Genomic DNA, 6,586 nt, shown 5'->3' with positions numbered 1-6,586 from the left:
ATTGTCCTGGCAGCAGCAAGGGCTTCTGGCAATATATCTGGCAGTTTCTCAGCTAAGGCACTCAAGGCTTTGGCACAAGAATACTCATCCTGAATTGTCCTGGCAGCAGCAAGGGCTTCTGGCAATATATCTGGCAGTTTCTCAGCTAAGGCACTCAAGGCTTTGGCACAAGAATACTCATCCTGAATCGCCCTGGCAGCAGCAAGAGCTTCTGGCAATATATCTGGCAGTTTGTCAGCTAAGGCACTCAAGGCTTTGGCACAAGAATACTCATCCTGAATCGCCCTGGCAGCAGCAAGGGCTTCTGGCAATATATCTGGCAGTTTCTCAGCTAAGGCACTCAAGGCTTTGGCACGATAACTCTCATGCTGAATCGCCTTGGCAGCAGCAAGGGCTTCTGGCAACAACTCTGGTGGCAGTTTGTCAGCTAAGGTACTCAAGGCATAGGCACGAGAATACTCATCCTGAATCGCCTTGGCAGCAGCAAGGGCTTCTGGCAATATATCTGGCAGTTTCTCAGCTAAGGCACTTAAGGGATCGGTACGATAATCCTTATCCTGAATCGCCCTGGTAGCAGCAAGGGCTTCTGGCAATAACTCTGGCAGTATGTCAGCTAAGGCACTCAAGGCATTGGCACGAAAAAACTCATCCTGAATCGCCCTGGCAACAGTAAGGGCTTCTGGCAATATATCTGGCAGTTTCTCAGCTAAGGCACTCAAGGCTTTGACACGATAATACTCATGCTGAATCGCCCTGGCAGCAGCAAGGGCTTCTGGCAATATATCTGGCAGTATGTCAGCTAAGGCACTCAAGGCTTTGGCACGATAATCCTCATCCTGAGTCGCCCTGGCAGCAGCAAGGGCTTCTGGCAATATATCTGGCAGTTTCTTAGCTAAGGCACTTAAGACATAGGCATGAGAATCCTCAAACTGAATCGCCTTGGCAGCAGCAAGGGCTTTTTGCAGTGCTAATTTTTGAAGATTTGGTGGCAAATAATTGACTAGTTCTGTCAGCGAGTCGATTTTCTTTCGTGGTTGTGGTTTTTGCACGGCATAAGCTAGTCCTTGTTCGGGAGTCCACATCTTGTTTTTGACCAACGCTACCAGCAGATTTGCTGGTAGATTAGCTGCCAAACTATTCATCGATGCAGTAATCAAAGCATAACGACACTGCAAGCTTAGTGTTGATTCAGTCCGATTCGCTTCTGCTAGTTCCCAGGCACGAGAAATATCTGTGATGTAACCGCCAGTTTGTGCCAATTGTTCTCGCACTTCATACCAGCCATTGCTTCCAGTTGCAGACTCTTCCCGCAATAACGTGTGAATCTCTTCTAACTGTCCAGCCTTTTCCAAATGCCAAACTAAATACTGATGAATGTAACCATCATCGAGTAAAGTATGCCATAAACCATTCTGGGTTTTCTGCCGATACTTCTTTAAAAAAGCAGCGTGAACATCAGCAAGGTTTAAACCCAACCCAGCCAAATCTCCTGGGCGCTTTGGCATAGAGGGAGCAGTTAACAAATTACAAGCTAAATCGTGGAATAAGTCATGTAAGCGATAGGTAGGCATACCATCAGCAAGCGGTACTCCTGTTAATAGCAATGCTTTATTCCGTAAATATTGCAACATCTTGGCAGCATCACGCTTATCCATCTGCCACAGCGTTGCCGCCATCATCTTATTAATGTTGACATCCTCCGGTAATACCCCTAACCAAGAGAAATGCTGCTGCTTTTCTGGTGGCATTCTCTTGACACTCAAATTTAATGATGCAGTTAAACTCAGACGTTTTAAACTAGCCTCATCAGTAATTTCTTCGGCTTCCGGTCGGTCAAAACTTGTTAATCTGGCTACTTCTTGCTGAATATCCGCCAATAGCTCATCCCAAGTTGTACCACAGGCAACTTCGGCGGCTGCAAGTTCCAATGCTAGGGGAAGATAACCAACACCTTTGGCTAAATTTTCTGCTGAGTGACGTTCTGTGCCAGTAATCTCGCGTCTTAATTTCTTGGTCAGCAATTCCATTGCCTGGTCTGGTTTCATTATATCTAGGCTGTAGGTGCTGGCTGCTAAGGCATCGGCAATAGAACCTTCACGAGTAGTTACTAAAACTTGACAACGCGCCCCACCAAAATTAAACGCTTGTGCATCTTCGGTATTCCAAGCATCATCCACCACCAGCAACACAGCCTTGTCATAAAGCAGAGTCCGCAAATGGTTAGAAGTTGCTTCTACACTTGTAGGTTTAAAGCTATAGTCTCCTAATGCCTGTACCCAGCCACTAAGTAAAGCCAGCACATTGGGTTGTTGACCTAATGTTGCCCAAAGAATGCCATCACAAAAACGAGTTTGTATTTCTGCATCATGAGCTAAAGCCGCAGCTAAAGTAGATTTGCCCACCGAACCCAAACCGTGAATCGCAGTAATTACCAAAGTGCGACTATCAAACGATGAACCATTTAAAAGACGAGTCTTTAAATCATCGCTGTACTCTGGACGTTCTACAAAGTATGTGGGTAAGGGTGGCGCTTGAAATAGAGTAAGTTTAATTTTGGGTACAGTAGCAACACCCTCATCTTGGGTGGAATTGGCTGCTAATTGTTTCGATTTCTTTGGTCTTTTCTTTTCCCACGCTTCATCAAACCCTTTCAGGTTCTTCTCTCTATCCTTTGACCATAGCTTTAAAGTAAAGCGCCAGTCATCAGAACCTTGAGTTTGGAGACGGTTATCTTCCAGAATCTTCAAAAAATCCTTCAGCAAATTCAACGCTTCTCGAATTTGCGCTTTAGTCAACTTGCCAGGATATTTGTCTTTTTGCGTCAGCAACTCCAACGCGACTAACGTAGTCTGCACAGTCAGCTTGGGGTTAGCGCTGTCTGCTTCTTTCCAGTCGGACTCAATTTTAAAGTTACCGTCCTCAAATTCTCCATCGACAAAACAAAGCAACGCCTCCAGCAGACGCTTGACTCGCTTTTGAATCTCAGGCCCATAGGTAATTCGTGGCATTACATCCAAAAAATTGAGTAAGAAGTTTGGGGCTACCCCAGATTGAAACTACCACCCCAAACTTATGTAATCCAGATTCTAAGGCATTTTCAGCGACATTGGGGTATTTGCTTAGGGACACAACCCCAAAGAGAACCTATATCTATCAACTCTTTGGGGCATAACCAAATGCAAGTCCGTCAAAATGTTCTCGGTAAAACCATTGCTTTGTTGCTGGCAATGCAACTATTCTTGATTGGCTTCCAAGCTAAAAGCCGAATCGACCAAGGTAACTCATCCATTGAGGCGTTGATTTGGATGACTCAACAATATATTTCAGTGCTGGTTAAAATTCGCAGCTTGCAGGATAAAAGAAAGGAAAACGATTCTCCAAAGCTCAAAAGTAAAAGATGAAATGGTAGGTTGTGTTAAGCAGAGGCGATGCCTACGGTGGTCACTGAGCTTGCCGAAGTGCGGTAAACTATGCAGTTTATCAAAGATAGTAGCGTGTTGTGGAAGTGCGATCGCCATCGCCATGACTTCCAAAAAATAAAACCCCACCCCGTAAAGATTACGCTTTCCCTCATCTCTTCGCAAGCAAAGAAGGGGTAGGGTGTTAGGGAGCTTTCCTCAAGACTAAACTCCTCTATTAACAAATCCAGATTTACCTTTAGAAAGTAAAAGTAGTTCTCAATGCACCAATGACAGCATCATTGTTATTGCTGTTGTTATCCGGCGAAGTCAACCAAATAACTCCGGGAGTAATAGTAATATTGTCGCTCACCTTATACTGATAAAACGCTTCTAAATGATAGGAATTGTTTTTATCTTTGCCAATTTGGGCAACGCTAGAACTTGTTACATAAGGTTCCATACCAACCACAATACCAGCTAGATTCCCTTTTTTACCAAGGTCGGGGAATCCTAAAGTAACCGCCCAGTTCCAGATATCAAGACTTCCCCGATTAATTCCACTGCCATTGGTTGCTAAGATCCGAGTGTTAGTGTAGCCAGCCCAGCCACCCAAGATAAATTTATCGCTCAGTTGTAATGATGCTTCTGCACCATAAGCATTACTGGATACTGGCAAATCTGCACCAGAAAATGGAGCTAAATCATTTGGTAAATTGGGATTATTCAGTAAAGCCGATCGCAAGTTAGCACGGTTACTACCTGTACTACCATTGGCAGTAAAATCATTGTTGTAAGAATTAACGTAAGTCAAACCAAGGGTGAATTTATCAGTCGGTTTGACCGTTAATTGGGCTATGGCTCCATAAGCACCGTTGAATAAACCACTTCCATTTTGAGGATTAGCAGGATCGTTAGCTAAATACCCCAAACTTAGTTCTAGATTCTTGCTAAACTGATGCTGAATTCCTAAACCAGTACCATTAACTAGATAATAAATAGGGTTGCGAGTCCCAAACTGAGTAAAAGCGCCGCTACCACCGTCTCCATCTAAGTAAGGGTTGACTGTATTAGTAAAATCATCGATTGCACCTGCATTTGCTTCAATGACAACATTCGTTTTCTGAGTGAGAGGGAACTGATACAACAGCGCATCTATGCCGACAGCATTGTTGTTGCCATTATCAAAAGTACCGCCAGCAAACCGGAAGTCACCTTGTGGTGTAAATGTAGAGTTGCTAGAGAAGGTATTCAGGTTTGTGGCTTGCAGTCGGGTTCTGAGTAAATCTTTGCCTGTAAAGCTAGTATCAAAGTTGAGACGGATGCGATCGCCTAAAATAGCATTGCGATTGATTTTTCCTCCTCTAGCATTATCTCCTGACACAACCCCTGCTACTGCAAAAATCGCTTCACCATTGAGTTTGGTAGTGGTAGAAAACTGATGCTGTTCCAGTTCGGCACTGCGTGTTTCCACCGCATCAACTCGACCGCGCAGGGTTGCTAGTTCGGCGGTAAATTCCTCTTGCAATTTTTGTAATGTGGCTAAATCTTGTTTCTTAACCAAATCATTAGTTGAGGTAGCAATCAGTTCATTGACGCGTTGTAGACAAGCATTCAAACCTGCTGCAAATTCATATCGCGTCATCGCTCGATTACCGCGATACGTACTATTAGGATATCCAGCAATACAGCCGTAACGTTCTACTAATGATTGCAGCGCTTGAAATGCCCAATCAGTTGGCTGCACATCTGATAATTGAGATACAGAGGTAACTTGAGCAACAGCATCAGCAGTTGCCGGAGACTCTAGAGATTGCTCGGTTTGGTTATTTTCGGGTTTTGATGTAGTATTATTTGCAGGAGATGCTATTGCCAGCCCAGCATAACCAACAACTGAGGCAACAAACACAACGAATGGAGCCTGCTGAAGAAAACTCCAGAGAACTTTTGCTTTTAACATTTTTATTTCTCACACAAAAAATTAATTAGGACTAGTACAGTGTCTAAGTTAATTTTGATAGCTTGTAGTAAGCACTTTAGTGCTTAGAAAATAAGGACTTTAGTCCTTACTACAAACTTGCTCATCCATCAATTTCAACTTGACGTACTACTAGCAAACTAGCCAACAAATACTCAGTCTATGTATTTGGCTCTTAGGTGATTTCTTAGAAAAAAATACCTATGTTGACGAGTTTCGACACTTCGACAGGCTCAGTGCATCGCTTCGCTCAACTCTCGACTACTCAGTTGGTTGAGCGAAGTCGAAACCAACGGCTATGGTAAATTTATTACTATAATTCACCTTAAGGCTTGGCTACACTAGTGACATCCTTGTTAAGAACCCCTAAAGCTGTTGACAATTTCGGTTTATTTGGTGCAGAGGCTTTCAGTCCTGCCTTAATCTCATCGGCTTTATCTTCAATTTCTTTGTAGGTAGTAGGAGATTTAGCTTTAACTCCATCCTCAACCTTTGACCAGAAATCTTCAAATTTATCAAATTCCCCTTTAGCTTTGGTAAAATCTCCGGCCTGAACTGCGGCCTTGGTATTGGTTACAACACCCTCTAGACCTTGAAATTCAGTTGTTTTAGTGGGAGTGGCTACTGCACTAGGGGAGGTTGTCGCAGCGGGCGTGGGAGTGGCTGCTGCATCAGGGCTAGCTGTCGCAGAGGGACTAGCTGTTGTATCGGCGATAGAACTCCCAGCAGGTGGCGTCTGTGCAGTAGGTTCTTCACCCTTATTGCATCCAACCAAAGTCATCATGCTGATTGCAGCAGCTATCAGTACTGGATTAAAACGATTCATTCTAAACTCCTCATCAAAACTCGTTTGTGTAAACTAGTACCGCAAAGGGAAAATCAAAAATCTTTCATTTTGGGCTTTTTGGCTGTAATGAAATAGTAGGTTTGTTTTTGCCGACTTGTACTAGCGTTCATATTTTACGCTGACTATGAACAAAAATATTAGGTAATATTTTTGTCATTTAAATATTAAAGCTATCAAGGTAAAAAACTCGGAAAGAACCAATATTTTCTCTTTCCGAGTTTTTTACTTGTCATGCTTTACCTTAAAAACAGAGTCTATCAAGACTCCTCACACCAATTGCTGACTTCGAGTCTTGTCTGACAAGACTCGATTTTTCTCATCTCATTTGCATTTCAGGTGATATTGAGCCTACATTGTAAAAAG

Annotated in this window: 4 protein-coding genes; 1 reads left to right on the top strand and 3 read right to left on the bottom strand. The window is 43.3% G+C overall.

The features are described 5' to 3' along the window. Positions 1 to 3,008 (bottom strand): NB-ARC domain-containing protein (locus tag V7K45_RS21875; protein WP_335007099.1); only part of this gene is annotated, 3,008 nt, incomplete at its 3' end. 42 nt (positions 3,009 to 3,050) lie between these two features. Between V7K45_RS21875 and V7K45_RS21870 the strand changes: the two genes are divergently transcribed. Further along, complete coding sequence (locus V7K45_RS21870; RefSeq protein ID WP_335007098.1) at positions 3,051 to 3,401, top strand: hypothetical protein; 351 nt, start codon at positions 3,051 to 3,053, stop codon at positions 3,399 to 3,401. A 256-nt stretch (positions 3,402 to 3,657) separates the two neighbouring features. Here V7K45_RS21870 and V7K45_RS21865 read toward each other — a convergent pair whose 3' ends face one another. Beyond that, positions 3,658 to 5,358: an iron uptake porin gene (locus tag V7K45_RS21865; protein WP_335007097.1), complete on the bottom strand. Its 1,701-nt coding sequence runs from the start codon at positions 5,356 to 5,358 to the stop codon at positions 3,658 to 3,660. A gap of 343 nt (positions 5,359 to 5,701) precedes the next feature. Further along, positions 5,702 to 6,202 carry a DUF4363 domain-containing protein gene (locus V7K45_RS21860; protein ID WP_335007096.1) on the bottom strand — a complete coding sequence of 167 codons (501 nt, stop codon included), beginning with the start codon at positions 6,200 to 6,202 and terminating at the stop codon, positions 5,702 to 5,704. Between the last annotated feature and the right edge of the window lie 384 nt (positions 6,203 to 6,586).

Source organism: Nostoc sp., from assembly GCF_036917375.1.
GTDB lineage: Bacteria > Cyanobacteriota > Cyanobacteriia > Cyanobacteriales > Nostocaceae > Nostoc.
Note: the sequence above shows the minus strand (reverse complement) of the source record. Positions and strands in the feature narration are given on the sequence as shown.

Coding starts and splice junctions, on each gene's coding strand:
- V7K45_RS21860 (WP_335007096.1), bottom strand. CDS start 6,202: ATGAATCGTTTTAATCCAGTACTGATAGCTGCTGCAATCAGCATGATG.
- V7K45_RS21865 (WP_335007097.1), bottom strand. CDS start 5,358: ATGTTAAAAGCAAAAGTTCTCTGGAGTTTTCTTCAGCAGGCTCCATTC.